Here is a 26,147-nt window from a genome sequence, read left to right on the forward strand (position 1 = left end):
GGGAGTTCGCGTTCAGCGCCGAACTCGTGCGCCTCGAACCGGTCTATCGACGAGGTGTGAAGAATGACCAGGAGGGTTCAAGTGCCGTTGACAGAGTGGCAGGCTGTTCTCCTCTGCCAGAGCGAAAGCCGATCGCGGCAGCGAGGGGATCTCTCTCGGATCGCCTGGACGGAATTTGGATTCGGATTCCGATGCCGCGCCGTAAGTGTGTGCCGACCGCCGCCATGCTCAAGCCGCTATCGGCACCGGAGTGGCGCCTGCTCGCGACCGGTGACCGTGCCGAGTGGTACCTACCCCAGGTACCGGGTGGGTGTTGTGCCCGGTGACGGTCACCTGAGCCCGGATCAGGTGGCGTTGCGTTCGGCGGATCCGACCGCGTCGAGCACGGCGGCACGCGTGGAGACGTCGGGGGTAAGGACCGTCTCGACGGTTCCGATGTTGAGCAGCTGCCGCCACCTGGCCTCGTCGAACGGCGATGGGCGCGTATCGGACAGGAACTCCTCGACGGTGTGGACAAAGCGCATGGGGTCGTCTCGGAAGGGGAAGTGACCGGTGCCCCGGAAGATGTCCAGCCGCGAATCCGGCATTGCCGCGTGGGCGGTGTGGGCGTGGCTGACGGGGATAACCGTATCCCGATCTCCCCAGATGAGTTGAACAGGGAGACTTGCCGTCAGATAGCAGCGGTCGAGCATGGTCACCGTCTGTCCGCGCCAGTCGACCACCGCACGCAGGGTGCGTAGGTAGGCCTCGTACGCGGTGGGGTCGGGCAGTTCGGTCAAGATACGCACCAGATCCGGTGTGTCGTGCAGCGTCGCACCGGGGTGCAGGGCAGTGCCGTGCAGCCGAGTCAACACCGTTCCCACCCACCGCACCGCGGGCACCGCTCCCGGCAGGCGCAGTAACTTCAGTGCCTCATTGAGGATCGGCGTCGCCGCGAGCCGCAGGAGTGGATGAACGTCCTTGGTGATACCGCCGGCGGAAACCAGAATGAGCCGATCCACCATCTGCGGGAACTGGTAGGCGAACTGCATCGCGATGCCGCCGCCGAGCGAATGTCCGATCACGGTGGCGTGGTCGATTCCCAGGGTCGAGAGTAGATCGCGCATGCCGTTGGCATAGGCGGCGACCGAATAGTCGGCACGGGGCTTGTCGGAGCGACCGTGGCCGAGAAGATCGGGTGCGATCACGGTGTAATTCTCGGCGAGGTGCGGGATGATCTCGGTCCATGTCGCCGAGTTGTCGCCGATGCCGTGCAACAGCAGCAGCGCGGGGCCTTCCCCGATCATGCGGAAGGCGCGCCGGTACCCGTGGATGGTGCGGAACATCATTTGCGGCTCGGCGTCGGGCACCGGCCGGAGCCTGCGTATGCGACTGGGGTTCATCGCACCCTCCTCGACTGTCGCGTTCTACGTCGATCCTTCCCTTCGCACCGTCGACACCGGTGACGACACGCCCCACCCGAGGGTGTCGACATCAGGAGGGTTGTTGCCTCCTCCCGTGCCCCGACATAGGCGCGAGAACGTTCGCTGGTTATTCGCGGTGGAGGCCGCGGCGTTACACCCACGTCGGCGCGATTCGGGTCGAGTGTTGTTCGCTCCCGGACGGGGATCTGATCAGTCCTTGTCTGTTATGTGGGTTGGCTACCGTGGGGGTTTGTGGCAGCAGGTATTCCGGGGCCGTCGGACAAGATGGCGCTGAGCCCCGAGGTTGCGCTCGACTTCGCACGGGAATGGGTGGAGTTCCTCGATCCCGATAACGCCGAGCATCTCATCGCCGCGGACATGGCGTGGCTGCTCTCGCACTGGACCTGCGTGTTCGGCACCCCGGCCTGCCAGGGCATCATCGCGGGTCGACCCGACGACGGCTGCTGCTCGCACGGCGCGTTCTTCTCGGACGAGGAGGACGTCGCGAGGTTGCACGAGTCGGTGACGCTGCTCCGGCCCGGGGACTGGCAGTTCATGAAGCAGGGTCTCGGGAAGAAGGGGTACATCGAGGAGGACGAGCTCGAGGGCGAGCCGGCGCTGCGTACCCGCCGCTACAAGGGTGCGTGCATCTTCCTCAACCGTCCCGGCTTCGAGGGTGGCATCGGGTGCGCGTTGCATTCGATGGCGCTCGAGCGTGGGATCGAGCCGCTCGAGGTGAAGCCGGACGTGTGCTGGCAGCTGCCGATCCGGCGCACCCAGGAATGGGTGGAGCGACCCGACGGCGAGCTGATCTTGAAGACGACGATCACCGAGTACGACCGTCGCGGGTGGGGTGAGGGCGGCGCGGATCTGGACTGGTACTGCTCCGGCTCGCCGGACGCGCATGTCGGCGCGAAGGCGGTGTGGCAGTCGTATGCGCCGGAGCTGACGGAGTTGCTCGGTGAGGCCGCGTATCGGGAGTTGGCGCGGCTGTGTAAGCGACGGCAAGGCCTTGGCCTGGTCGCGGTGCACCCGGCGACCGCGGTCGCCGAGAAGAATCCCCGGTAGCGGAGTGGCGGTCCCTAAACGTTGACCCCGTTTACAGCGTTATGGGTGTCTACGGCGCCTGGGGGCGGTCCTGAGGTAATGAGCTGGTGCTCGCCGGGCGGTGTGAGCCACCGTTGGCGCAGGCGCGAGCACCGGAGTCCGGTCGGTTCGTCGTCGATTGCTAGCCCCTGGCGGTGTCGAGCATGAGGTTTCGTCGGCGAGGTGCTTATGATCCGGGCGTGTAGCCCGACCGGAAGGCGCAGACCGATGCCCGAGAAGAAGGATCACAGTCCGAGACCCGAACCTGGTCCGCTCGGCGCGGGCGCGCGGGTGCTGGTGCGCCGGCCGTCCGAATCGGCGCAGACCGGTCGGATCGTCGAGGACTACGCCGAGCTGACCGACACCGAGGAGCGTGGGCATGCCTGGGCTCCTGTGCATCGGTGGGCCGTCGCTCTCGACGACGGGCGGCTGGTCTTCGCCGACACCGACGACCTCACTGCCGACCCGAGCACGCCAGGATCCGCCGGGTAGACCGGTCCTGGGCGGTGGAAGAACCACATGGGGGCCGCGCCCCCGAGGGGCGACCGGTCCGCAGGGTTCTCCCCAGGGGGGCGGGACTGACCACGTGTTGAACTGATCCGCCTCCTGACGGTGCTTGGTCCAGGAGGGCGACGGAGGAATTCGTCGCTGGTCCCGGGCGTATCGGGCGCCGGGTGCCCGCGGGCGGGTAGATCCATTCGTTGTCGTCGGTGACGAAAATGAGGACATCGCCTCGGTTGAGGCGGGCACGTCGGTCGCCTGGGCGGAACCATTCGAGCTGATATGTCGCTGCCGGCCCGCCGGTGGAGGCTGAGGATCGGCCGGCCTGGGTGGCCCATGTCTGTTGCTCGGTTGCGCTGGGTTCGTACTCGACGATGTGCCGCAGGAACATCCGGTTCACCCGTGCAGGAAGGAAATCCAGTTCGGCGCGCACCCGGCCACCGACCCCAGGGATCGGCACCGACCGACCGATCTGCCATTCGATTGGAAGTGGCATACGTTCGTTCTCTCGGAAATTGCCTGCGAGCTGGTCATTCAGCCCGGTTTGGGGAGTCCACTGTTTTCGAGGTGGGATTCCATTCGTGTCGGTACCACCTTGACGAGCAAGGTGGCCTTAACCTGTGTGGCATGAGTCACACATTTCGTGTGGTGCAGGGCAGGACGGTCGAGGTCGCCCACGCGTCGACCGATCCGCTGACCTTTCAACTCGAATGCGTCGAGGCGTTCGTGACCTCGCGGGTGGTCCGAGGCTTCAGTGCGGTGACCATCGAGAACGAGACAGGTGAGCTCGAGCGGATGCTGGCGGCGCTGGGCAAACCGGTGTGGGAGGCCACCGCCGACGATGTCGATCGAGTGGTCGGAGCGATGGCCGCGGACGGCTTGCTGGCGTCGACTCGACGCAGATATGTGCAGGCGCTGAGCAGTTTTCACCGGTTCCTGATCACCCGCCGCGCCGGGGAGATCGAGGCGTTGTTCGGGGTGCGGTTGACGAACCCGATCGACGAGTTCAATGCGAGCCGTCATGTAGGTGACGATTCACCGAGGCTGCTTCCACCTCCGAGCGTGAGTCGGGTGGCCGTCTTCTTCGACTTCCTCAAGGAACGGATCGGCTCGGCTCGCAAGTACGCGCCAGCGGCCCGGGATTATGCGCTGTTCCGGACCTTGTATCACGCCGGGTTGCGCTCCGATGAGGCGTCCAAACTCGAGATCGCGGACGTCTACTTCGGGCAGGGCCCGTTCGGGAAGTTGCATGTGCGGTTCGGCAAGGGTGCCCGCACCTCCGGGCCGCGGCCGCGGTGGGTTCCGATGCTCGACCACCTCGATCTGGTGGTGCGGTGGTATCTCGAGGATGTACGACCGAAGTTGCCGGAATCGGCGGTGTTGTTCTGCGATCAGAGTGGTGGTGCGATGGCCCGGGGCACGATCCGCAACCGTCTGCGGTATCTGCAGGATCTCGAGCACTGCTCGCCGGCGGACCGGTTCAGCCCGCACGCGTTGCGCCGGGCATGCGCCACCCACAACTATGAACGAGGAGTCGATCTCGTTGCGATACAACAGATGTTAGGGCACTGGACGGTGGGATCGACGATGCGGTACGTCCGTCCGTCGGAGACGTTCATCGAGGACGCCTACCGCAGCGCGGTGTCCGACACCGTCGCGTTCCTGCAGGGAGATGATGATGCACATTAGATGGAAACTGCGGATGGCCGCGGCGCAACGGGAAGTATGGACCGGCACCCAGCTGCGCCGCCTGCTCGCCGAACGCGGCGGACTCGAGCTGTCGTCGGCGTCGGTGTCGGCGTTGTTCACCAAGGAACCCTCGCAGATCAAGCTCAGCACGCTGCTGGCGTTGTGCACTGCGCTCGACTGCACCCCGAACGACCTGTTCGACCTCGACACCACGCCCGATCGGGTCCCCGCCGAGCCCTCGGCGCCGACAGCGTCGGAGCCCGCGGCGCGGCGAGTCGGCGGCCGGTCGATGCCGCCGGTGTGACGAAGAAGGTCGGGGACTGCGCCCGCTGCGGTCGGCCGCGGGGCCGACTGGGCCGCGATTTGTGCTGCCGGTGCTGGCGCAACGCGGTCGCCGCTGCGGCGAAGTCGCCGTGTCCCCGCTGCGGGATCGAGCGGGTCAGGTCACGGACCTGGGCCAATCGCTTGTCGATGGTGGTGTCGGCGCGGGGCCGGGTCCCGGCGCGGCGGGCGCGGCCTCGTTCGTCGAGCATTGCGCGTTCGAACGCGGCGACGGCGGGCCTGATCACCCGCCGCGCCGGGGAGATCGAGGCGTTGTTCGGGGTGCGGTTGACGAACCCGATCGACGAGTTCAATGCGAGCCGTCATGTAGGTGACGATTCACCGAGGCTGCTTCCACCTCCGAGCGTGAGTCGGGTGGCCGTCTTCTTCGACTTCCTCAAGGAACGGATCGGCTCGGCTCGCAAGTACGCGCCAGCGGCCCGGGATTATGCGCTGTTCCGGACCTTGTATCACGCCGGGTTGCGCTCCGATGAGGCGTCCAAACTCGAGATCGCGGACGTCTACTTCGGGCAGGGCCCGTTCGGGACGACAGCTCGAGTCCGCCGCGTTCGGCGAGCAGGCGGCGCAGCTCACATCCGGCACCCACAATCCCCACGTCATCGTCACCAGCCGAACCCGATCCGGGCGGACACCGGCGTCCCGGCCCTACCTCAGCCACCTCCTCGACCCCGCCGACACCACGATCTCCACGCTGCGCGCCTCCCGACTGCTGGCCTTGGCCAACAGCCACGATCCCAATCTGATTGCCACCACCTACGGCATGAGCGCCGAGGGCGTCCTGGCCTACTTCGCCGACCGTGTCGATCCCACCCTGCTCGCGGACCTGTGAGATTTCAGGCGTCACCGTGCACACGTTCGCACGAACCTGTGCGCTTTCCGGGTGGCGTTGTCGAGAAACACCTGATCGACCTCGGTGATCTCCTCGATACCGTCGATAAACTTCCGCACGCCGGCAACGACCTCCGGATCATCGGTGATGACCACGGCCTCATCGGCGATCGTCGAGCTGTGGGAGGCATTCGCGGAGCCGATGACCGCCCCCCGACTGGTGGCGATCACGTTGGCGTGCAGGTTCGGCGACGACAGGACCCGGACCCCGGCCTCGACGTAGTACGCAAGCGCAATCGGTGAGGTCACATGCGCGCGCACCGCCGCCCGGGAGGCGTTCACGACGAGGAGATCACCGGCCCGCAACGGCAGCAGCGTCGGCGCGTCCTCGCCTAGGTACGCGACCGCCGCGTGCCGCGGCCCCCTCACTCGAATGGCGCGGGTGATGTGCGGCCAGGGACTCGGCCCCGTGAAATGTCGTCCCCATAGGTAGAACGGCAGTGCGGGCGTGATGCGCTGTACCCCGATTGGCGCGGGCCCGGAGCGTACGGTGCAGCCCGCGAGGCCAATTGCACCGCCGGTCTCTGCGAAAAGTGGTGATGAACTGTGGACATGACACGTCCCCATCTCTTCTGGGCGACGACGACGCGTGCCGTCTTACTGCGGCGGTGGTGGTTCGTCGCCGTGGACGAGTTTCCACCACAGGGTCGCGGGCTGACGAGGGATCGGGTCAACGATGATCACGTCGGCCCGATCTGCGGCGGCGAGCATGTAGGGCCGGCGGCGCTCGCGCCATTGCGCGGCGACGTCCTCGAGACCGTCGATGCTCATCGGACTGTCGAGGGTTTCGCATGCCAGTTTCAGCCACGGGACGAGGTGGCGTTCGGCTTCCCGGGTGATTCCGTTGCCCGCTAGGGATTCTCGACGAGAAGGCTTGTCAGATCGCGGCGGATCCGCCACCGGAGTTCAGTTTGATCGACAATGCAGGACCTCCCGGTGGCCATACCGTGGTCGGCGTCGGCCGAGTCGGCGGTGGCGGTGCGAAGGAGTCGGGTGGCCCTGCGGGGTATGGCCCCGAACATCTCGGGCCGTTGGTGCTGATCGAGGGTGCGGGCATGGGTACAGACGTCACACAGTTCGGTGAGCGCGGGCAACGACGGCCGCCGGTGGGTGGCGAGTTGGGCGAGCATGTCGGCGCCGAGGTCTTCGGCGCGGGCGAAGACCTCCAGCCAATACCGGTACCGCATGACCGCGGCGTTCTCCCAGTGGCCGGCGAGTGTGCGCTCGCGGCGGGGGAGCCCAGCGGCAGCAGCGAAGAATCGTTCCTCAGCTACGAGTGCTCTGTTCCGCAACTCGGTGGCTGCGGCATCGCAGCGGTCGGGGGTGATGCCGCGGCGCGGAATCAGCGCTTCCCGGAACTCGTACGCAGCGTAGGCGAGGTGTTCGAGATCGACGGGGTGGGCGCGCGTGCGCCTGGTGAGTCCAAGCGCCATGCCGGGAAGCTTAACCGGACCGGGAGGGCGGCGATTGTGATGGCGGCCGACCGCGGACATGCTTGCCTCGTCGTTCGAGAAGCTCGCCACCGCCGGCACCGGATCGACATCAGCGCCGGCGGTGGGTGGTGGTGCCGAATCCGCACCTGAATTGCTCTTTGACCAGCCGAAATGACACGTCCCCTGCCGCGGGATTCGGTGCGCTGGTAGTCTTGTCGCCGCGCTCCCACCCGGGAGATTCCTGAAGTCTGTCGTGGTCGGCTTCAGAAGTGGCAATGAGCTTGTGGCACAACTGTATCCAAGTGCCGCAGCCCTCCCCGGGTGGATCACCGTCTCGATTCCGCCCCAGGGCGTCGTCCTCGATTTTGTGGGCAGCGGCGACCAGCTGTCTTTGGCAGGGGATCGGATCGAGACGGATGGAGGAACCGCATGAGCGAGCAGCGTGGACGCGACTTCAAGGTCGCCCCCTTCGGAGGTCGCACAGATCGGACAGCGGAGGAAGCCGCGCCCGCAGACCGTGGTCCAGCTCCCAGCTGGCCGTCCGGGTCAGGCCGTGGTGGGAATGGCGATCTCGGCTCTGCCGTCGATGGCAGATAGTAGGTAGTGCGGGCAGGCGACCACCTGCCGAGGTACGGGAATCGCCCGGCGGTCGGTGTCGAGGTAGAGGCGGTATGCGAGTTGCCCGTGTCGATGGCCGCCGGTGCCTGGGTCGACGGCGCCGAGGAAGTACCCGTGAGCGTTGTCGACGGTCGAGAAGAGCGCCCGCTCCCACTCGGCGGGCTCCGCCGGCGGCAGATACCGCGGCACGCCCGTCTGCGCGTCGACGATGTGCACGATGACCGTGACGGCGAACCCGGCCGCCGCGGGGAACCACTCCTCGGCTGCGACCTCGAACGGGACGGAGTATGTGCCACAACGAAATCGAGGTACTGCGGCGTTTCGGGGGATAACCGACGTATTTGCCGCCCGGTCCATGCTGCCGAGGTCGCCCGTGACAGCATACTTGGCGGACAGCGCACCTCATTGCTCGTCGTCACCGCAGTGCTGTTCCGTTCGGCGAGTGTGAACAGAGGCGAAGCAAGTGGTCATTCGCCGACGAATGTGGGAGTTCTCTTGTCGCGGAAGGCCGCGGCTGCTTCGGCGGAGTCTCGCGTTGACTGGACGACGGCCTGTTCGGCGGCGACCATCGACAGTGAGGTCATGAAGTCGGTTCGTTCGCCGTTGCGGACGAGGCGTTTGATCGCGCGGATGGCGACGGGTGGGCCGTCGGCTAGACGTCGGCAGAGGTCGTCGACTACGGCGGGGAGGTCGTCGGGGCTGTGTAGCGACAGCACGATTCCGAGGTCGAGGGCTTCCTGTGCCTCGACGAATCGTCCGGTCCACAGCAGTTCGAGCGCGCGGGCCTGCCCGACGATGCGGGGCAGCAGGTGGGCGCCGCCGTCACCGGGGATGAGGCCGACGCGAACGTAGGCTTCGGAGAACCGTGCGCGGGTGGAGGCGAGGCGGATGTCGCAGGCAAGGGCCATGTCCATGCCGGCGCCGACGGCGACGCCGTCGACCGCGGCGATGAGGGGTTTGTCGAGTTCCATTGCCGCTGCTGCGACACGGTGGACGCGGTCGTGCAGAACCTCTTGGCGACCGAGGGTCGAGGTGATTTCGGCGAAGTCGTCGAGGTCGACGCCTGCGCAGAACGCGCCGTCGGCGCCGGTGACGCGGACGACGCGCACGTCGGGGTCGATGCGGGCTGATCTCAGCGCCCCAGCCCACTGATCGAGCATGTCGAGGGTGAAGGCGTTCTTGCGTTGTGGACGGTTGAGCAGGATGGTTCCGATGCCGTTCGCGACGGTGTATTGGAGGTCAGCCATTGTCGTGTCCTTTTCTCTGCGTGGCGGTCGACGCGGTCTTGGCGGCCTAAGGTGCGGTCTGTGTTCGGACCAGGTCCACGTCCCGGGCTTCCCGATGAAGAGGTGAGTGAGTATGGAGATGGCGGAATAGAGGTAGGCGACGTAGTTCTTGTACCTTGGGTCTCGCGCCCAGGCGATTGAGGACGCAGGCGCCGACGAATTCGGTCTGATCTATGTCGTTGGGCGAGATTCTGACTAGCTGTTGCAGCTGTGGGTTTGCGGTGTGGGATAGCGGAGCAGTGTTGGAAGGGGCGGGTGCCATAGTGAAGATGTGGAAGACCCGTGTCCGACATCGGTGGATTTCTACGGAAGATCCGGCTGTAGGACCTGAGGTGCCGTCATCCGGTGATGAGCCTCCAGAGGTCCTTGCGGCCGGCGCTAACGGCGGCGGTGGTGAGCGTGTCGTCCCAATGGTGGACGGAGCCGAATTCCGAGCGCCACGCCAGGGCAGAGTTCGTGAACTCGTGCAAGCGGTGCTCGCGGGTCGTTCCGATCGCCCCATGCACCTGATGGGCGTTGCGGACGACGACTGACGCGGCGTGGCCGGCGCAGGAGCGGGCGACGGCGATGGGAAACTCGAGGTTCGTTCCGGACCAGTCGGTGCGGACTGCCTGGATGAGGGCCGCGTCGGTGGCGGCACGAGCAAGCGAGGTTTCGGCGGCGATGTCAGCGACCAGGTTCTGTACAGCTTGGAATTGGGCGAGCGCCCGGCCGAACTGGATGCGTTCGGTGGTGTGGGCGATCGACAGATCGAGGATGCGTTCGAGCGCCGCGCACACTTGCAGACCGCGCACAAGGGCGCCGCGCAGCCGGAGCTGATCGATCACGGCGTCGGCGACTGGTGTACCCGCGAGGGTCGTGATGTCGGCGGCGACGGTGTCGCGCGGTTCGTTCGCGATGTTGGCGCCGGTGGTGACAGTCAGCGCGGAGGTCTCGACGTCGGCGACTCGGTAGGTTCCGGATTGCCGCCACACAGTGACCACTTTCTCGGACGCCGCGGCCCACGGCACTCCGGACGCGGTACCGTTGTCGTCGAGTACGCAGACGGTGCGGCGTTTTTCGTCGACGGCAAGTCCGGCGACATCGAGCAACCAGCCGGCAAGCAAGTCATGTTCGGGAAGAGGTACGCGGACACCGTTCCACGCGGTGGCACGCAGCAGTTCCGCTGCTTCGAACCAGCTGGCACCGCTACCGCCGTACTCTTCCCGGCCGGTGAACCGGACCAGGCCCAGCTCGTCGAGATGGTTCCATAGTCCGATATCCAGCCTGGCAGTGCCGATTTCGGGTGCGTGGTGTTCCCGGTGGTTCGCGAACAACGAGGACATCATCTCTACGAGATCCTGGTCGACGGTGGTTGGTGTGGGCATCAGCGCATCCCCAATCCTCGCGCGACTACCCCGCGCAATACCTCGTTGGTGCCGCCGCGGAGCGTAAATCCGGGGCGTTGGACTATCGCGTCGTTCAGCATCATTTGGTATTCGACCTGGTCCGCTGTGCAATTACCGGTGAGCAGGTCCGCGAAATCGGCGATGTCGCCTTCGGTGGACGTGCCCAGGACTTTGACCAGGGCTGCGGCGATATGGGCTGGTTCATCGCGCTCGAGTGCACTTGCGACGGCAGTCGACATCTGGTGCAATCCAGCGACTCTCGCGAGGTACCGCCCGAGGTCGCTGTGCCTTGGCAGGGTGTCCTGGCGCATCTGCTCTGCGGTCTCGGCGAGAAGCGTGAACGTGGACAGGAAGCGTTCCGGACCGCTACGTTCGAAGCTCAGTTCGGAGGTGACCTGCTGCCATCCGTTGCCGATCTCGCCGAACACCATGTCATCGTCGACGAAGACCTCGTCGAGGAGAACCTCATTGAAGTGGTGCTGCCCGTTCATTGAGACGATGGGCCGGATATCGATGCCGGGGGACCGCAGGTCGACCAGGAACTGGCTCAGTCCGCTGTGACGCTGCGTGGGATCGACCGGGGTAGTACGGGCGAGGCAGATGAACGCGTCGGCCTTGTGTGCACCGGAGGTCCACACCTTGGCACCGGTAACGGACCAGCCGCCGTCGACTCGGGTGGCCTTGGTGCGCACGCTCGCCAGATCCGATCCCGAGTCTGGCTCGCTCATGCCGATGCCGAAGTAACACTCCCCGTTCGCGATTGCCGACAGATACTTTTGCTTCTGGATCTCCGTGCCGTACTTGAGCAGCGACGGCACGATCTGCCGGTCCGCGATCCAGTGCGCGGCCACTGGTGCGCCGGCTGCCACCAGTTCCTCAGTAACAACGAACCTCTCGGAGTGGTTACGGCCGTGACCGCCGTACTCGACGGGCACAGTCATGCCAAGCCATCCGCGGTCCGCCAATGCGCGTGTGAAGTCCTCGTCCCAGCCTGTCAGCCACGAGTCGACCTGTCGGCAGATCTCTCGTCGGCCGAGTTGATCGGCAAGAAAGTCACGGACATCGGCGCGCAGGTCATCCAGGGCGTGGGGGTCGGTGGAGACCGGAGGAACCAGTCTGCGGTTGGTCATCATGGGTTGTTCCATTCAGAAGGAGAGGCTAACAAATCGTTGATCTCAGTTGGCGCGTAACCTAACTGGACGAGTGCGCGCTCTAGACGAGCGTCGAAAGTTTCCCGAGTAAGTCCATACTTTACAAATATTTGGTCAGCAGGAACTCCGCCGAATGGTGCCCACATTTCGGCGAGCCGCACAAGCTCCGTGGCGTCGTTGAGTCCAGGAGCGGCGCTGTGAGCGTGCGCAAGTCGACGGCGACGTTGGAGTCGGTAGTCACGTATCGCTGTGTCCAGTACGGAACTGCCTGGGCTTGACGGGCCTGCTCCTTCACCGCCACGGTTCGATGTGGGTGAATGCGAAGTCGTTCTCGTTGATTCGAACATGTCGGTCACTATCATGAGTGGAAGAACTTGATCTGGGTTTCTGACAAGCGCGCTGGCGGTAGACCGCCGCTTCCGACTAACACGCCGATGCCTTCGCGCGGCAACCTTCGGTGGAGTAGAAGAGGCAGCGGCGTCTAACCTCTCGGTTTGCGCGTGAGGCTGGATGAACGATGCCACCGTGCGTGCTGGCGAAGTTGCGCTCAACGTAACTTGGGTCTCTGACTGCCTCACACCGTACGCGGTCTGCGCTCGTTCACTCAGTATGGTCTCTTCCTCTCGGTCCGATGACCCAGCGCGGCGAGTGCCTCGTCCGTTCCGACCGACTGCAGAAGCGAGGTATTGAGTGCGATGGGGTAGTTCGAGGCAGGCGGCGCGTCACCGACGGAACTCCGATCCAGGTTGTGCTCGTCACTTACGCATCCTTCGAGTAATCCTGTGCAGCTCGACCGAACTCTGTCCGGTCGAGTCGTCGCGTAACACCTCGGATGGTGATTAAGCCCCCGAGCCTTTAAGCGACCATATGTCGCAAAAATACCGACTTCGGCGTGTGAGGTCAACGGTTGGCCCGCCGCTGATCAGTTCCGATGTGCGGTGTGAGGGACGTGCCGACATTGGGCGTGCCGTTAGTTGCAGGGGTGTCAGACTCGGGGTTCGGATATACCTGAAGGGGTAGCTGCGGGTCGTCCTCGCGGTGGTGTTCAGCGCCAGTGTGCTTTTGTTTCGGCGGCGGAAGTTACGGTCTTGATGGAGGGTTGGGCTGGCCAAGCTGCTTCTTGGCCTCGCTCGTTCCGGGCCGCTCGTCCGCCGCTCGATCAGTTCACCTGGTCGTTGTAGAAGAAGCCCGTGGTCAGTCCGCCGTCGACGCACAGGGTGGTGCCGCTGATGTAGGACGCCGCGGCGGAAAGCATGAACATGCATGCGCTTGCCTGTTCCCTGGGCTGGGAGAGTCGACCGAGCGGGATGTTGTACAGCAGGCGACGCGTGACGGACGCGTCGTCATGCGCCCGGCGCAGCAGCGGAGTGTCCACACCTCCGGGGGCCACGACGTTGACCCGAACGCCCGCACGGCCCCATTCGATCGCGGCGCTCTTGGCGAATCCGGCCACGGCATGCTTGGTGGCCGCGTACGCCGCATGGTTCAAGTGCCCCCCGATGCTATCGGTCGACCCAATTATCACGATCGATCCTCGCTGGCGCTCGACCATGCGACGACCCACCTCGCGGGAGATTGCGAACACGCCTCGCAGGTTGACACTCATGACGCGGTCCCACTCCTCGTCCGGCATATCGACGACCGGCGTGTTCTGGGAGATGCCGGCACACGCGACCAATCCCTCGAGCGATCCCAACTGGGCTTCCGCGGCCTCGACCGCCCGGGCCACAGCGGCTGAGTCCGATACGTCGACGGTGAGCCCGTGGCACTGCACGCCTCGCCCCCGCAGCTCGGTCGTCGCTCTTTCAACTGCCTCGACGTTGACGTCCAGTACAGCGATCGACATGCCCTGTTCGGCCGCAGCCCGTGAGACCGCCAGACCGATACCGGAGGCGCCCCCGGTGACTAGGACGGCCTTCCCTTCCAGATCGAACATCATCCGATTTCCAACTTCCTCTTAGTGATCCTGGCGAACGGCAAGTGACACCTCTCCGGGTGAGCAGCATCCGGGGGCCGCGCTGCGCCGCGCCCATTATACTGAGACGGTCGGGATCAAATTATAAGGAGTGGGCGGTTGGAAGGATAGTCATCGAGTCGGGCGAAGGTTGACCGCTGGCGAGCGCAGTCGCTTTGTGGCGATCCGCGTAAGGCGCTGGTCGGGTCCGTCGGGCGGGCTTGCTTCGGCCCGCAGTGCGGCCGTGGAGTCGTCGTCGACGTCACCCCGTCCTCCATCAAGTCGGTGGTCATCGCGAGTGGGTGCCCAGGAATTCCCCAGCATCGCTGCGAGCGCCACCAGTCGGGGGCATCAAGCCCCAGGCGATGCATCTAGCCCTCCTGGGCTATGGCGGCGATCGTCGGCTTCCCTGGTCGACGCACTTTGCGGGTCGCCCTCCGAAGGGCAAAGCTTCGACGGTGCGGAATGGGCCTCCATCACCAACAACATGGTTGGCGCCTGCGCATGGACTTAGATCGCTGCTGTGCCCACCGCTAGTGAATTGACCTCGCCCTGCTGTTACTGGCTCCACTGCGTTCAGTGGCCGGCATCGGCAGATCGACTCCAGTGCGGCGTGGCGGCGGTGCTTCCCGGCTGCGGCGTCGGTGATTCAAGGCAAAGCGTTGACTTTGTGCTCCGAGTCACTTAATAATGATACACATAAGCTCAGAAAGAAGACGTGGGCGGCTTTCCGCAGGACGTAGGGATTCATCTCATGAAGCTGACTCTTCGGCCCACACCTCCGGATTGATTTGCGGGAATGCGCCGGGCTGGGCGCATCTCTGCGGCCACTCTTCGGCTCACGGCTTTGCAGCCGATCTTGCAGCAGCGAGGTTCGGCGATTGATCCATCTCGTTCACCCTGGCACCGTGCCCTTCCCTGAAGGAAAGCCCATGCAGTCAGCACGCACTCACAATGTTCAGCAGATTGTAGACGACGCGCCGATATCGAAGACCCAGAAGCGCGCCTTGATTCTTACTGTCGCGTTGGGCCTTGTGGATGGATTCGACAGTCTCACTCTAGGTTTCGTCACACCTGCAATCTCGAAGGATTGGGGGATCGCGCCGTCGAGCTTTACCCCAGTGGTTCTCTCCGGGCTCATCGGCATGATTTTGAGCTCCCTGTTCATTGCTCCGTTGGCGGACCGCTTCGGCCGGCGGAAGATGTTGATCGCCGGCTCGCTGCTCTTCGGTCTCTTCACGTTCGCTGCGGCGTTCGCCCAGAACGTAGAGCAGATGGCGGTTCTTCGGTTCATCGCAGGCCTCGGACTCGGCGCGGTCCCATCGATCCTTCTTGCGTTGGGCTCGGAGTTGGCGCCGGCGCGGTCGCGCACAGCGCTGGTGACCGCAGTGAGCTGCGGACTTGCCGGCGGCGGATTCATCGGTGGGTTCGTGGCCACCCTGATGATCCCCGCGTTCGGCTGGCCGTCTGTCTTTGTTCTCGGCGGCCTCTGCTCGGTTGTCCTCGTGGCCGTCTCGGTGCGGATGCTCCCTGAGTCTATCCAGTTCCTCGTCGCCACTCGGGCTCCGCGGGAGATCATCATCGAGTCCCTGTCCAAGATTGACAGGACTGTCACGGTCAATCCTGAAGACGATTTCTTCGTACCGCAGAAGGACACCGTCAAAGCCCCCCTCCGCTCGCTGTTCACCGACGGTAGAGCCGTGAGCACCCTTCTCCTGTGGTGCGTCTTCTTCAGCGCACTTTTGTTGAGCCTTTTCATCTTCAGCTGGTTACCCTCCGTCTTTGCAAACGCCGGCCTCGACTCTCAGCTCGCCGTCGCGTCGTCGACGCTGTGCACGTTCGGCGGCCTGGTCGGTGGCTCGCTGTTCGGCATCTTCTACGACCGTGTCCGCGCTAAGTACTCGATGCTGGTCGGTGGCTTCCTCCTCGCCGCCGTCGCGATCCTCGTCACCTCCATGACCCTGGGGAACCTGGTGCCCATGCTCATCGCGATCTTCGCAGTTGGTTTCGGCGCGATCGGCACGCAAATCTGCGTCACGGCGGTCGCGGCATCGATCTACCCGTCACCCATGCGCTCGACCGGAATCGGATGGGCATATGGCATCGGACGCGTCGGCTCGGTGATCGGACCAGCAATCGGTGGTCTCATGCTTAGTTCGGGCATGAGCTCGAAGGCGATCTTCATGTTCGCCAGCGTGCCCGCGGCGACCGCTGCGGTTTCTCTGGCGCTGCTGGGGCTCGTGACTTTATCCAAGAGGACGGGACGCGAGGAACTTCCTCTGCCGGAGCCTGCTGCCGCCTGAGCTGAGCGGATCCCCTCCTCGTAGCGGGCATGGGCCCCATAGGCCGGTGCCCGCTACGCGTGTTCCGGGGTTACCGGCGGCGCAGACATGCTCAGGTGACAACCGTGTGAACACTCGTTCACAGAAGCCTAGGATGCATGCATGATTGATACCGCCATCACACCTCCGCGTCCCGGCGCCGACGAACGCTTGTGGCTGGATTGGGCCAACGGGATGGCCGTCAGCGCTTGTCTCGGGCTCGAATGCACACGGATCGACGTCGGCCGCGCCTCGTTCGTCATGGCTGCCTCTCCATGGCCCCTCAATCCGAACGGGGCAGTCCACGGCGGATTGGTCCTGGCGGCGGCCGATCATTGTTTTGGGGCCGTGACCGTGCGTTCGATCTCGGGTGACCGACTACCGGTCACTGCGACGCTGACGTCGGAGTTCCATCTCCCGAACCTTGCCCCGTTGGCCTTCGACGCGCAGGTCGACCGAATCGGCCGCAGCCTCGCTTTCGTGCGGGTGGCCGTCTATGACGCCGAGGGCCGCCTTACGACCAAGGTTAACGGCGCGATGGCAGTGGGGGCGCTCGCGAGGCCGAGTGGCATGGATGTGGAAGGCAGTCCGCATCGTACGTAGAGAACGACTGCTTACCGCTCTTTGACCGACAGTGTGACCCGCGTTACGCTGAGACTATCTGTATCAAAATACGAGGGGTCTGTAGCCCGTCGCGCGGCCGACCCTGATACGACAGACGAAGGAGAGTTGCATGGCCCAAACGGCATTTTCCCCCGGTTGGTCGACAGGGGAGCAGGTCACGACGACGGGGGTACTCCGAATCGCGGCTGAGATGTCGCCGGATACCGTGTTCCTCGATTTCAGCGGAGACACCTCTACGTACGCGTCATTTTTCACTCGGGTTATGAGTATGGCCAATGGACTGCGTGCCCGAGGCATCGGCGGCGGCGACACCGTGGTCACGGTCCTCGACAACAGTCTCGACGCCGTGACTTCCTGGTTTGCGATCAATGCCGCCGGCGCTGTCAGCGTGCCCGTCAACACTGCGTACAAAGGCGAATTCCTGCGGCACCAAATCGCTGACGCGCGTGCTCGGCTAGTCATCGCCGAATCCGACTACGCCGAACGCATTCTCGCCATATCGGACGGTCTGCCCGATGTTGCGCACCTGTACGTGCGCGGGCCGCTGCCGGCGAGCGGGCGGTGCACCCGACTACGGGTCACGGACCTCGACGACCTCGACAGCGGCGATACGCGCGACCCGGGCTCGGCGCCCGACCCGTCTGATCTCTCGATGCTGATCTACACCGCGGGCACGACAGGACCGGCCAAGGGCTGCATGATCAGCCACAACTACGCCGGCAATTTGGCTCGACAGGTGACCGCGATGTCGACGCGACGTGCGGACGAGACACTGTGGACACCCTTGCCGCTCTTTCACGTCAATGCCGCGGCTGGGTCCGTCTTGTCGACCGCGATGCTCCAGGGGACCATCAGCGTCTATCCGCGCTTCTCGGTGTCGCGCTTTTGGGATGAGATCGAACGCAGCAATGCGCGGATGGTCAGCCTCCTCGGAGTGATGATCCCGTTGATTGCCCAGATGCCCGAGACCGATGCGATGGCGCGGTGCCACGGCCAGCTGCGAATCGCGCTCGGCGCACCATTCCGGCACGACATGGTGCAGGCATGGCGGGAGCGGTTCGGCGTCGAAGTGGCGGGCGCTCCCGGCTACGGCAATTCCGAAGCCGCGATGATCGTGTCTGCTCCATTGACTGAGTTTCCGGTGCCTGACGCTTGCGGCCGTCGAAACGATGACTTCGACGTCCGAATCGTCGACGAGGCGGACCGCGAACTGCCACCTGGCGAGGTCGGGGAGATCGTGGCGCGACCGAAGCGGCCGCATGTGATGTTCGAGGGGTACTGGAATCGCCCCGAAGCCACCGCGGCTGTCATGCGCAACCTCTGGTTTCACACGGGCGACCTGGGACGCTTCGACGAGCAGGGTAACTTCTTCTTCGCGGACAGGAAGAAGGACTACCTGCGGCGGGGCGGTGAGAACATCTCCAGCTTCGAGATGGAGTCGACGTTCATGCGGCACCCTGACATCGCCGAGGTCGCCGTACACTCGGTCCCGAGTGAGATCGCCGAGGACGATGTCAAGGTGACTGTTGTCCTCAGGCCCGGTGCCACTCTTACGGCAGAGAACTTGTGTACGTGGTCGATCGACTACGTCCCATACTTCGCCGTGCCCCGATATGTTGAATTTCGGGACGCGCTGCCCAAGAATCCGCTGGGTCGAGTGCTGAAGTTTCAGCTCCGCGGCGAGGGATGCACGCCGTCGACCTGGGATCGCAACAGCTCCGACCTTCAGCTGGTGAAGCGCTGATGTCCGCCCCTGTGCTGGTCGAACGTCGGGATGCGGTGCAGGTCATCACCATCAATCGTCCCGAGGTGAGGAACGCGATCGACGAAGCGGTCGCGCACGCCGTGGCCGCCGCTGTCGACGAACTCGATGCCGACGACGACCTGCGCGTCGCCGTCATTACTGGCGCCGACGGGTGCTTCTCGTCGGGGATGGATCTCGCGGCTTGGCAACGCGGGGAGTGGCCGGTCGTCGGTGACCGCGGGCTGTGCGGAATCACGAAGTCTGCGCCGCGTAAGCCGGTGATCGCGGCGGTGGAAGGGTGGGCGCTCGCGGGCGGATTCGAGCTGATGCTCGCCTGTGACCTCGTCGTCGCAGGCAGGACCGCGAAATTCGGACTACCCGAGGTGCAGCTGTCGCTCGTCGCGGGCGGGGGCGGCGCACTGCTGCTTCCCCGCCGGATCCCGTACGCGGTCGCGATGGAGATGCTGCTGACCGGCGACCCTATCGACGGCGAGCGTGCTGCCGCTCTCGGTCTGATTACCCGGGCAGTGCCGGACGGCGAAGCGCTCGAGACCGCGCTCCGGCTCGCGAACCGGATCGCAGGGAACGGACCTCTGGCTCTCGCGGCGACCAAACGAATCGCGGGAGCCAGTGCGAGCTGGGCATACGCTGACGGCTGGAGTGAGCAGGACTCTGCCTGGGAGCCGGTGATGGCGGCGGAGGATGCCCGTGAGGGGGTGCGGTCGTTCATCGAAAGACGGGCCCCGCAATGGACCGGACGATGACGGCTGCTTGACATGTGACCCGAGCCACTTAGTATTGAGACGTACTGATCCAAAATAGGCGTCGGGCGTATGTTCGCCGCACCCCGTCGCGCACAACGACCCCAGCGGAGGACTCGTGACGACCCAACCCGATCAGCAGCAGCGCAGCGCAGTCGACTTCAACCACCACTTCCTGGCCGACGGTAACGCTCCGGAGGACGCCTACAGGGAGTTACGGAACTCCTGCCCCGTGGCGTGGTCGGAGGAGCACGGCGGCTACTGGATCGTGACCAAGCATGAGCACGTGTCGAAGGTGTTCCAGGATTACAAGTCGTTCACCACGGCCCGGAACCCCGAGACGCCCGATCTGACGAATCTGAGTATTCCGCCGTCCCCGTTTAAGATTCAGGTTCCCGAAGAACTCGACCCGCCGGACTTCCTGCCATACCGCCGTCTGCTCAACGGCGTGCTGTCGCTGCAGAAGGTGCAGGAGGGCCCGCTCAGCGCGCGCGCCCGCTACTGGGTGGACTGGCACCTCGACCAGGTCATCGAAACAGGTGAATGTGACCTCGTCTACGACTTGGCATCACCGGTGATCGGAGCGGTAGTTCTGGAGTGGCTCGGCTTCCCGAGTGAAGACTGGCGCCGGATCAGCGAGAGCTTCCACGATGCCGTGGGCTATCCGCCGGAGTCGGAGCGTGCCCAGAAGGCGTTCGCCGACATCGCCGTGTTCCAGGCGCGCCGCATCACCGAGGAGATCGCGATTCGCCGCCGGGAACTGGCAGAGGGCACCCCGCGTGAGGATGCCATGTCCTACCTGGTGGCACAGAAGATCGACGGCGAGCCCATGACGGCCGAGATGGCCGAGGCGATGGTGCGCCTTCTCATTGCCGGCGGCGTCGACACCACCGCATCCGGGTCCACTTCGACCCTCGTGCACCTGCACCAACACCCCGACCATCGCGAGGAACTCCGGCAAAACCCGGAACTGTGGGGGACTGCGGTGGACGAATTCCTGCGGCGGTACCCACCGGTCCTCGGACACGGCCGCACGGTCGCCCAGGACGTCGAGGTCGGGGGCTGCCCGATGAAAGCCGGTGACCGGGTGCTGGTCAGCGAGGCGTCCGCGTGCTGGGACGAGGACGAGTTCCCAAACGCCGACACCGTCGTCCTCGACCGATTCCCGAACCGGCACGTCGCCTTCGGCCTCGGCATCCATCGCTGCCCGGGGATGCACCTCGCCCGCTACGTCCTCCAACATCTGGTCGGGCAGGTCCTCGTGCGCATGCCGGACTACCTGGTCGATGAAACGGCGGCGCACCGCAACGCCAATCAGGCAGGCATGGCCGGATGGGCCAGCGTGCGCGCGACCTTCACCCCGGGCGAGCGGATCGTCACGCGGCCCGACGAGCGGACGTACGGGGACCGCGTGGAGGTGACGGCATGAGGATCGAGGTGAACAAAGACGCCTGTACAGGGCACGCGCGATGTTTCATGGCGGCGCCCGAGGTCTATGAGATCGATGACTTCGGCTACAACCAGATCGGATCCGGTGACATCGCTGCTGGGTTGGAGGAATCGGCCCGCAAGGGTGCGGCGGCCTGTCCCGAGCGCGCGATCGACATCCGCTGAACCGCAGAAGGAGGTAAGTGCCATGGCATACGTGGTGACGCAGGCGTGTGTGGACTGCCTGGACAAATCCTGCATGCAGGAGTGCCCGGTCGACTGCATCTACGAGGGCGGGCGGATGGCATACATCAATCCGCAGGAGTGCATCGAATGCGCTGCGTGCCTTCCGGTGTGCCCCCAGCGCGCCATCTACAACGAACACGACCTGCCCGACCCCCTGGTCGCATTCCGGGCGGCCAACGAGCAGTTCTTCGACGACATCGGCGCTCCGGGTGGTGCCACGGACGTGGACCTGACCGACCGGGACGTTGCATTCGTTGCGTCGCTTCCGCGCGGAGCCGACCGTGACTGACATCCTCCGAGTCGCGATCGTCGGCGCCGGGCCGGCCGGCTTCTACACCGCAGACACGCTGGTGCGGGAGAAGGGTACCGGTGTCCACGTCGAGTTGATCGATCGGTTGCCCACACCCTACGGACTCGTCCGTGCCGGCGTCGCGCCGGACCACCAGCACATCAAAGCGGTCACGCGCGTGTTCGACAAGATCGCCGCTTCTCCGTCGGTTTGTTTCCACGGCGGGGTGACGATCGGCGACGATATCGACCATGCGACCCTCGCCGCGCGACATCATGCGGTCGTGTACGCCACCGGCGCACCTGTCCCACGGCCACTGGGCATCCCGGGTGAAGGACTGTCGGGTTTCCACACCGCCGCGGATGTGGTGCCGTGGTACAACGGTCACCCCGAGCACTCGGATCGGCATCTCGAGGTGTCGGGCGAGCGCGTCGTGATCGTGGGGAACGGTAACGTCGCACTCGACATCACCCGAATCCTGGCAAGTCGGATCGAGGCGCTGAGATCCACCGACATTGCGGATCATGCCGTCGATGTGCTCTCCGCGTCGCGTATTTCGGAGATCGTTGTGGTCGGTAGACGGGGACCCGCCCAAGCCGCGTTCACGCGAGCCGAGCTCACGGAACTGGCGGGCATGGAAGATGTCGACGTCATCGTTCCCGGAGCGCACGACTGGATGGACGAGCATCTGCGGGCATTCGGCCCGGCATCCGACCACCCCGACGCACCGCTCGCCGACCTCTACCGGGATCTGGGCGGGCGGCGTACGGAAGGGCGGCGAATCCGAGTGGTCCTCAGGTTCTTCGCTGCACCCGTCGAGGTGGTCGGAGAATCGGCGGTCGAGGGAATCACGCTCGCGCGCACGGAATTGCGTGTCCGGGACGACGGCACCACCTTCGCCGTTGCTACCGACACCACCGAGACCCTCGCGACGGCACTCGTGATCGCTGCCACGGGTTACGTGGCACGGCCGATCGCGACGGTGCCGTACGAAGCCGGTCGCGGAGTATTTCGGCACAAGCAGGGGAGGGTGTCACCTGGTGTCTACGTTGCGGGGTGGGCCAAGCGAGGACCGTCAGGCGTCATCGGCACGAACCGCAAGGACGCGGTCGAAACCGCCCAGCAACTCCTCGAGGATTTCGACGCGGGTCTTCTGGTGAATCCCCCAGGGCACACGGAGTCGTTCCACGACGACCTGGCTGCCGATGGTGGGGTGGTTACCGACTATCAGGGTTGGATACTCATCGATGAGCGGGAGCGCGGTCTCGGTGTCGCACAGCAACGTCCGCGCGTCAAACTGACGAGTATGGAACACCTGCTCGCCGTGGCCGGTTCGACAGAGCAGTAACACAGAGGAACCCGGGCGTCGTCCAGACTGCCCGGGTTCCTCTGTGTTACTGCCGATCACTCGGTGGTGGCCCGTACTGCAGCATCGTCATGACAGTGTGTCCCACCACCGTGCCATGCTGATTGCGGTATACCTCCAGGCTCGTCACGAAGTACCCGTCGCCCAACCGGGTGCGCTTGAGGCCCGAGCAGGAAATGAGTTCGCAGGACGCTGTCACGCGGTCGCCCGGACGTAGCGGCTCACCGAACTCGCAGTGCACGTCCTGGACGATGATGTCAGTCGTGCCCGTCACCCGGAATTCGAACGGTCGCCCACCCGCCGGCTCCGGCCACGGTCTCTGATCGGGCAGGTCGACATCAGGGTGATCCCAGTCGAGGCCCATCTGCGTTGCCCGCGGTTGCGCCCACATGATGAGCGACTGTGCCGGTGCGACGACCCCACCGTGCGATGTCGCGAAATCGCCGTCGACATAGCCGGGGTGGCCATCGCGGACCATCTCGCACCAGTACATGATCTGTGCTTCGCTGACGGGATACGGCCCGTCCCGTTCGATGCGGCGGCCCAGTTCGGCGATCGCCTGCTCCGGCGTGCCGTCGAGGCGTTGCGGTTCGGGGGCCGCAGGGGGCATCTGCACCACTACCGGACCCAGGTCGGCCGACGGCATCACCAGCACGACCGTGCAGCTCGCTACCGGGCCGTGTTCGTTGTGTAGGTCGAGGTCGACGGTAACGAGGGCGCGAGTGGTGTCTGCGGAGCGATCGGTGACGCGGCCCGCGACGATTGCGGTGTCGCCGGGGCAGAGCTGGTCGCGCATGCGCAGTGTCATCGAAACGAGCACGGATTCCGGTCCCGACCAGTCCGTCACGTAGCGGCCGAACAGGGCCTGGAAGAACGTCGTGTTGACGAATGCGTCTCGTATCCCCAGCTTCTGGGTGAAGTCACGGTTGTGGTGGTAGGGAAAGAAGTCCCGATTGCCGACCGACTGTAGGAGCAATGTCTTGAGGGTGATCGGGTAGCGCAGTTCGGGCAGCGCGTCGTCGACGGAGACCTCATCCCAGCTTTTGCACGTCACATGTTCATCATTGCCGGTTCGGGTGGCGGTTGTCATCGTGTCCTCCAGAGGACGTAATCCTCGGTCGATGTGCGTGGGGTGCGGAAGGTGTTCGCGGGGTGCGCCTCGTCACGATGTCCGAACGAGATTCCGCACACGACGCGGTGATCGGCGGGTATTCCCAGGTGCTTGCGGACGAACTCCGAGTGAACGGCGAGGGCGGCCTGCGGGACGGCGTCGAGTCCGAGACCTTCCGCGGCAAGCAGGAAGCTCTGCACGTACAGGCCGCAGTCGACCGCGCCGTATATCCCGAGCTCGGCAGGACTGGACACGACTGCGACGTGCAGGGCGCCGAAAAACTCGAAGTTCCGCGCTGCCTCGCGCGCGGACGAGTCACGGTCGCCCCACTCGACCCCCACCGCGGCGTAGAGTTGCCGGGCGCATTGGCGGCGACGTTCAGCGCTGATAACGGAGTTCTTTGCAGGAAAAGCGAAGTCGGGTCGGGGCTCATGGTCGGCGGCATGCTCTGCTAACGCGGAGCGGAACCGCTCCGTTCCGGCGCCCTCGGTCACGACGACATGCCACGGCTGGGTGTTGCACCATGATGGAGCGAGCCGTGCGAGGTCGAGCAGGGTCTCGATCCGATCCCGCGCCACAGGCTCGGCCGTGAACCCGCGAGTGCTGCACCGGGACGTCATCAGCGAGCGCAGCACCGCCGTGGCCGGCCGCTGTTCGGGAGGGGCGTCGGGCGAGATCATCCCACCGGGTACCAATGCGGTTCCTTCGCCGGTTCCTCGGTCGTGCTGAGCACGACCCTGGGCCGGGTGTACTTCTTGATACCCGATTCGCCGCCGAACCTGCTGCCGACACCGGAGTTCTTCCACCCGCCGGACGGAAGCGACAGCTGGAAGTTGGTGGAGCAGACGTCGTTCACGCATATTCCGCCTACTTCCACCAGATCCGCTATCGCGATCCCGCGAGCCCGGTCGCGCGTCCACACGCTCCCACAAAGGCCAAAGTCGGAGTCGTTGGCAAGACGGACGGCCTCATCGGCGTCTGCCACCCGCATGACCGGGATGACCGGGCCAAAGGTTTCCTCGCGCATGACATCCATCGTGTGATCGACATCGACCAGAACGGTCGGTGGGTAATACCAGCCGGGACCTGGCCGCCGTTGCCCACCGGTGAGTATCCGCGCACCGGCACGGACGGCGTCCTCTACCTGCCGTTCCACGATTCGCATCTGATTTTCGCTGGACATCGCGCCGATATCGACGGTCTCCGTATCGCCCGAACCCTGACGAAGTTGTGTTGCCTTTTCGGTCAGGAGCCGAACGAACTCGTCGTAGGCTGAACTCTCCACGTAGACCCGCTCCACGCAGCTGCAACCCTGCCCGACGTTGAAGCAGGCGCCCCAGACCGCCGCGTTGGACGCGCGTTCGAGGTCGGCGTCGGCTAGAACAATCATCGGGTCCTTGCCGCCGAGCTCGAGGCTGCAAGGGATGAGCCGCTCGCCGGCCCGGGATGCCACGATCCGGCCGGTGCGCACCGAACCCGTGAACTGAATCATGTCCACAACGTCCACCACGGCAGCGCCCGTCTCACCGCCACCGGGCACGCATTCCAGCACGTCGGGTGCGCCGAGGTCTTCACGCCAGCCCCGCACGACTTCCCGCCACGTGAGCGGAGTGAGATCGGAGGGTTTCGAGATGACGGCACAGCCCGCCATCAGGGCCGCGGGGATGTCGAGCATCGGCATCGAGAGCGGGCCGTTCCACGGCGAGATGACACCCACCAGCGGATAGGGGCAGTACTGGATCTCCAAGGCCTGCGTCGGATTCGTCGACTCCGGGCGCCCGGGCTCGAGGAACGCTCCGGCGTTGTCGATCCAGTACTCGGCGACCGAGGCGCCATAGGCGGGCTCGCCAGCGGTGTCGCCAGGGGCTTTGCCGGTTTCGGCGCGGATGAGAGTGACAAGTTTGTCATTGTGCTCGACCAGCCACTCGCTCCAACGGCGCAACCACTGTGCCCGGCCCTCCACCCCTAGTGCGAGCCACTCCGGCTGAGCTCCACGCAACCGCGCGGCGATCGCCACGACATCGGCCCGGGAGGTATCGGGCACCCGGGCCAGCTCGCGACCATCCGACGGACTCTGTATCACGCTCGATGCCACAGTGGCTGTAAGCGAGTCTTGAGCAGTCATGGAGTCTCCTTCGGTCGCGGAGGGCTAAGCGACGCACAGGCGACGCACAGGCGACGCACCACGATTCGCAGTTTTAAGTCTATGTGTCTCACAAATCTACATACCGGGACATTGCGCCGTCAACGACCGGCGGATCCAATTTTCGAAACTGGCATGGCGCAGGGATTGCCGAAGCTGGTTGTCGATCTCTGTCGCGCGAAGGACTGGACAGAGTGGCGCACATCACCTAGATTGTGAGACAAGATTGGGGAAATTGATAGGGCCGCGCCTCGGTCCTCGCCGCTGACGCAGCCGCAGTCCCGTCGCGAAATACGCCTGATGGTGTGGGCCTCGTGGCGGCCGTCATCGAGGGTGCGCCACACTCATCATCGAGTTCGTCGTGCCCGATCTCCG

At 65.0% G+C, this 26,147-nt stretch carries 24 protein-coding genes and 2 pseudogenes; 13 read left to right on the top strand and 13 right to left on the bottom strand.

Features of this window, described 5'->3' with window-relative positions; translation table 11 throughout:
• Window positions 1-344: 344 nt before the first annotated feature.
• A complete protein-coding gene (locus JVH1_RS42330; RefSeq protein ID WP_009476009.1) occupies window positions 345-1,382 on the bottom strand; it encodes an alpha/beta fold hydrolase in 1,038 nt (345 codons plus the stop codon).
• A 306-nt stretch (window positions 1,383-1,688) separates the two neighbouring features.
• Between JVH1_RS42330 and JVH1_RS42335 the strand changes: the two genes are divergently transcribed.
• Together JVH1_RS42335 and JVH1_RS42340 are read left to right on the top strand one after the other, a co-directional pair.
• Window positions 1,689-2,471: a hypothetical protein gene (locus JVH1_RS42335; protein ID WP_043779819.1), complete on the top strand. Its 783-nt coding sequence runs from the start codon at window positions 1,689-1,691 to the stop codon at window positions 2,469-2,471.
• A 246-nt stretch (window positions 2,472-2,717) separates the two neighbouring features.
• Window positions 2,718-2,981, top strand: a complete 264-nt coding sequence (locus tag JVH1_RS42340; RefSeq protein WP_009476007.1) for a hypothetical protein — start codon at window positions 2,718-2,720, stop codon at window positions 2,979-2,981.
• 187 nt (window positions 2,982-3,168) lie between these two features.
• On the opposite strand, the pseudogene JVH1_RS42345 reads toward JVH1_RS42340, so the two are convergent.
• Window positions 3,169-3,471: pseudogene (locus JVH1_RS42345) on the bottom strand (phosphatidylserine/phosphatidylglycerophosphate/cardiolipin synthase family protein); the annotation flags it as partial.
• 146 nt (window positions 3,472-3,617) lie between these two features.
• Here JVH1_RS42345 and JVH1_RS42350 point away from each other — a divergent pair.
• The 3 genes from JVH1_RS42350 to JVH1_RS42360 all read left to right on the top strand — a co-directional run bounded on the left by JVH1_RS42350 (window position 3,618) and on the right by JVH1_RS42360 (window position 5,850).
• A complete protein-coding gene (locus JVH1_RS42350; RefSeq protein ID WP_043779817.1) occupies window positions 3,618-4,679 on the top strand; it encodes a tyrosine-type recombinase/integrase in 1,062 nt (353 codons plus the stop codon).
• A complete protein-coding gene (locus JVH1_RS42355; protein WP_005265299.1) occupies window positions 4,669-4,983 on the top strand; it encodes a helix-turn-helix transcriptional regulator in 315 nt (104 codons plus the stop codon). Before JVH1_RS42350 ends, JVH1_RS42355 begins: the two co-directional genes overlap by 11 nt.
• A gap of 507 nt (window positions 4,984-5,490) precedes the next feature.
• Window positions 5,491-5,850 carry a hypothetical protein gene (locus tag JVH1_RS42360; RefSeq protein WP_009476003.1) on the top strand — a complete coding sequence of 120 codons (360 nt, stop codon included), beginning with the start codon at window positions 5,491-5,493 and terminating at the stop codon, window positions 5,848-5,850.
• Between the two features lie 50 nt (window positions 5,851-5,900).
• Here the strand turns inward: JVH1_RS42360 and JVH1_RS42365 are convergent.
• The 8 genes and pseudogenes from JVH1_RS42365 to JVH1_RS42400 all read right to left on the bottom strand — a co-directional run.
• Window positions 5,901-6,336: pseudogene (locus JVH1_RS42365) on the bottom strand (phosphatidylserine/phosphatidylglycerophosphate/cardiolipin synthase family protein); the annotation flags it as partial.
• Between the two features lie 170 nt (window positions 6,337-6,506).
• Window positions 6,507-6,680 (bottom strand): hypothetical protein, encoded by a 174-nt coding sequence (locus JVH1_RS42370; RefSeq protein ID WP_237735189.1) that lies wholly within the window; start codon window positions 6,678-6,680, stop codon window positions 6,507-6,509.
• An 80-nt stretch (window positions 6,681-6,760) separates the two neighbouring features.
• Window positions 6,761-7,342, bottom strand: coding sequence for a hypothetical protein (locus JVH1_RS42375; protein WP_237735188.1), 582 nt, complete (start codon window positions 7,340-7,342; stop codon window positions 6,761-6,763).
• A 546-nt stretch (window positions 7,343-7,888) separates the two neighbouring features.
• Window positions 7,889-8,317 carry a hypothetical protein gene (locus tag JVH1_RS42380; protein ID WP_009475997.1) on the bottom strand — a complete coding sequence of 143 codons (429 nt, stop codon included), beginning with the start codon at window positions 8,315-8,317 and terminating at the stop codon, window positions 7,889-7,891.
• A gap of 110 nt (window positions 8,318-8,427) precedes the next feature.
• Window positions 8,428-9,207 (bottom strand): enoyl-CoA hydratase/isomerase family protein, encoded by a 780-nt coding sequence (locus tag JVH1_RS42385; protein ID WP_009475996.1) that lies wholly within the window; start codon window positions 9,205-9,207, stop codon window positions 8,428-8,430.
• A 377-nt stretch (window positions 9,208-9,584) separates the two neighbouring features.
• Window positions 9,585-10,613, bottom strand: coding sequence for an acyl-CoA dehydrogenase family protein (locus tag JVH1_RS42390; RefSeq protein ID WP_043779814.1), 1,029 nt, complete (start codon window positions 10,611-10,613; stop codon window positions 9,585-9,587).
• Window positions 10,613-11,764 carry an acyl-CoA dehydrogenase family protein gene (locus tag JVH1_RS42395; RefSeq protein ID WP_043779877.1) on the bottom strand — a complete coding sequence of 384 codons (1,152 nt, stop codon included), beginning with the start codon at window positions 11,762-11,764 and terminating at the stop codon, window positions 10,613-10,615. The genes JVH1_RS42390 and JVH1_RS42395 overlap by 1 nt, the downstream gene beginning before the upstream one ends.
• A 1,180-nt stretch (window positions 11,765-12,944) precedes the next feature.
• Window positions 12,945-13,724, bottom strand: a complete 780-nt coding sequence (locus tag JVH1_RS42400; RefSeq protein WP_009475993.1) for an SDR family NAD(P)-dependent oxidoreductase — start codon at window positions 13,722-13,724, stop codon at window positions 12,945-12,947.
• Between the two features lie 947 nt (window positions 13,725-14,671).
• On the opposite strand from JVH1_RS42400, the gene JVH1_RS42405 reads away from it, so the two are divergent.
• The 8 genes from JVH1_RS42405 (at window position 14,672) to JVH1_RS42440 (ending at window position 22,500) form a co-directional block, all read left to right on the top strand.
• Window positions 14,672-16,042 carry an MFS transporter gene (locus tag JVH1_RS42405; RefSeq protein WP_043779809.1) on the top strand — a complete coding sequence of 457 codons (1,371 nt, stop codon included), beginning with the start codon at window positions 14,672-14,674 and terminating at the stop codon, window positions 16,040-16,042.
• 141 nt (window positions 16,043-16,183) lie between these two features.
• Entirely contained in the window at window positions 16,184-16,663 is a 480-nt protein-coding gene (locus tag JVH1_RS42410; protein ID WP_009475990.1) for a PaaI family thioesterase, read from the top strand.
• Between the two features lie 130 nt (window positions 16,664-16,793).
• Window positions 16,794-18,428 carry an AMP-binding protein gene (locus JVH1_RS42415; RefSeq protein WP_009475989.1) on the top strand — a complete coding sequence of 545 codons (1,635 nt, stop codon included), beginning with the start codon at window positions 16,794-16,796 and terminating at the stop codon, window positions 18,426-18,428.
• Window positions 18,428-19,192, top strand: coding sequence for a crotonase/enoyl-CoA hydratase family protein (locus JVH1_RS42420; protein WP_043779806.1), 765 nt, complete (start codon window positions 18,428-18,430; stop codon window positions 19,190-19,192). The genes JVH1_RS42415 and JVH1_RS42420 overlap by 1 nt, the downstream gene beginning before the upstream one ends.
• Window positions 19,193-19,307: 115 nt before the next feature.
• Window positions 19,308-20,618 (top strand): cytochrome P450, encoded by a 1,311-nt coding sequence (locus JVH1_RS42425; protein ID WP_009475987.1) that lies wholly within the window; start codon window positions 19,308-19,310, stop codon window positions 20,616-20,618.
• Window positions 20,615-20,803, top strand: coding sequence for a ferredoxin (locus JVH1_RS42430; protein WP_009475986.1), 189 nt, complete (start codon window positions 20,615-20,617; stop codon window positions 20,801-20,803). The genes JVH1_RS42425 and JVH1_RS42430 overlap by 4 nt, the downstream gene beginning before the upstream one ends.
• 22 nt (window positions 20,804-20,825) lie before the next feature.
• Window positions 20,826-21,152 (top strand): ferredoxin, encoded by a 327-nt coding sequence (gene fdxA / locus JVH1_RS42435; protein WP_009475985.1) that lies wholly within the window; start codon window positions 20,826-20,828, stop codon window positions 21,150-21,152.
• Entirely contained in the window at window positions 21,145-22,500 is a 1,356-nt protein-coding gene (locus JVH1_RS42440) for an FAD-dependent oxidoreductase (RefSeq protein ID WP_009475984.1), read from the top strand. Before fdxA ends, JVH1_RS42440 begins: the two co-directional genes overlap by 8 nt.
• 46 nt (window positions 22,501-22,546) lie before the next feature.
• On the opposite strand, the gene JVH1_RS42445 is transcribed toward JVH1_RS42440, so the two are convergent.
• From JVH1_RS42445 to JVH1_RS42455, 3 genes are read right to left on the bottom strand one after another with little or no spacing between them, the layout of a single operon-like run.
• Complete coding sequence (locus tag JVH1_RS42445; protein ID WP_157174005.1) at window positions 22,547-23,572, bottom strand: MaoC family dehydratase N-terminal domain-containing protein; 1,026 nt, start codon at window positions 23,570-23,572, stop codon at window positions 22,547-22,549.
• Between the two features lie 32 nt (window positions 23,573-23,604).
• Window positions 23,605-24,309: a nitroreductase gene (locus JVH1_RS42450; RefSeq protein WP_051033708.1), complete on the bottom strand. Its 705-nt coding sequence runs from the start codon at window positions 24,307-24,309 to the stop codon at window positions 23,605-23,607.
• Entirely contained in the window at window positions 24,306-25,754 is a 1,449-nt protein-coding gene (locus JVH1_RS42455) for an aldehyde dehydrogenase family protein (RefSeq protein ID WP_009475981.1), read from the bottom strand. The genes JVH1_RS42450 and JVH1_RS42455 overlap by 4 nt, the downstream gene beginning before the upstream one ends.
• Between the last annotated feature and the right edge of the window lie 393 nt (window positions 25,755-26,147).

The organism is Rhodococcus sp. JVH1 (assembly GCF_000280725.2).
GTDB lineage: Bacteria > Actinomycetota > Actinomycetes > Mycobacteriales > Mycobacteriaceae > Rhodococcus_F > Rhodococcus_F jostii_A.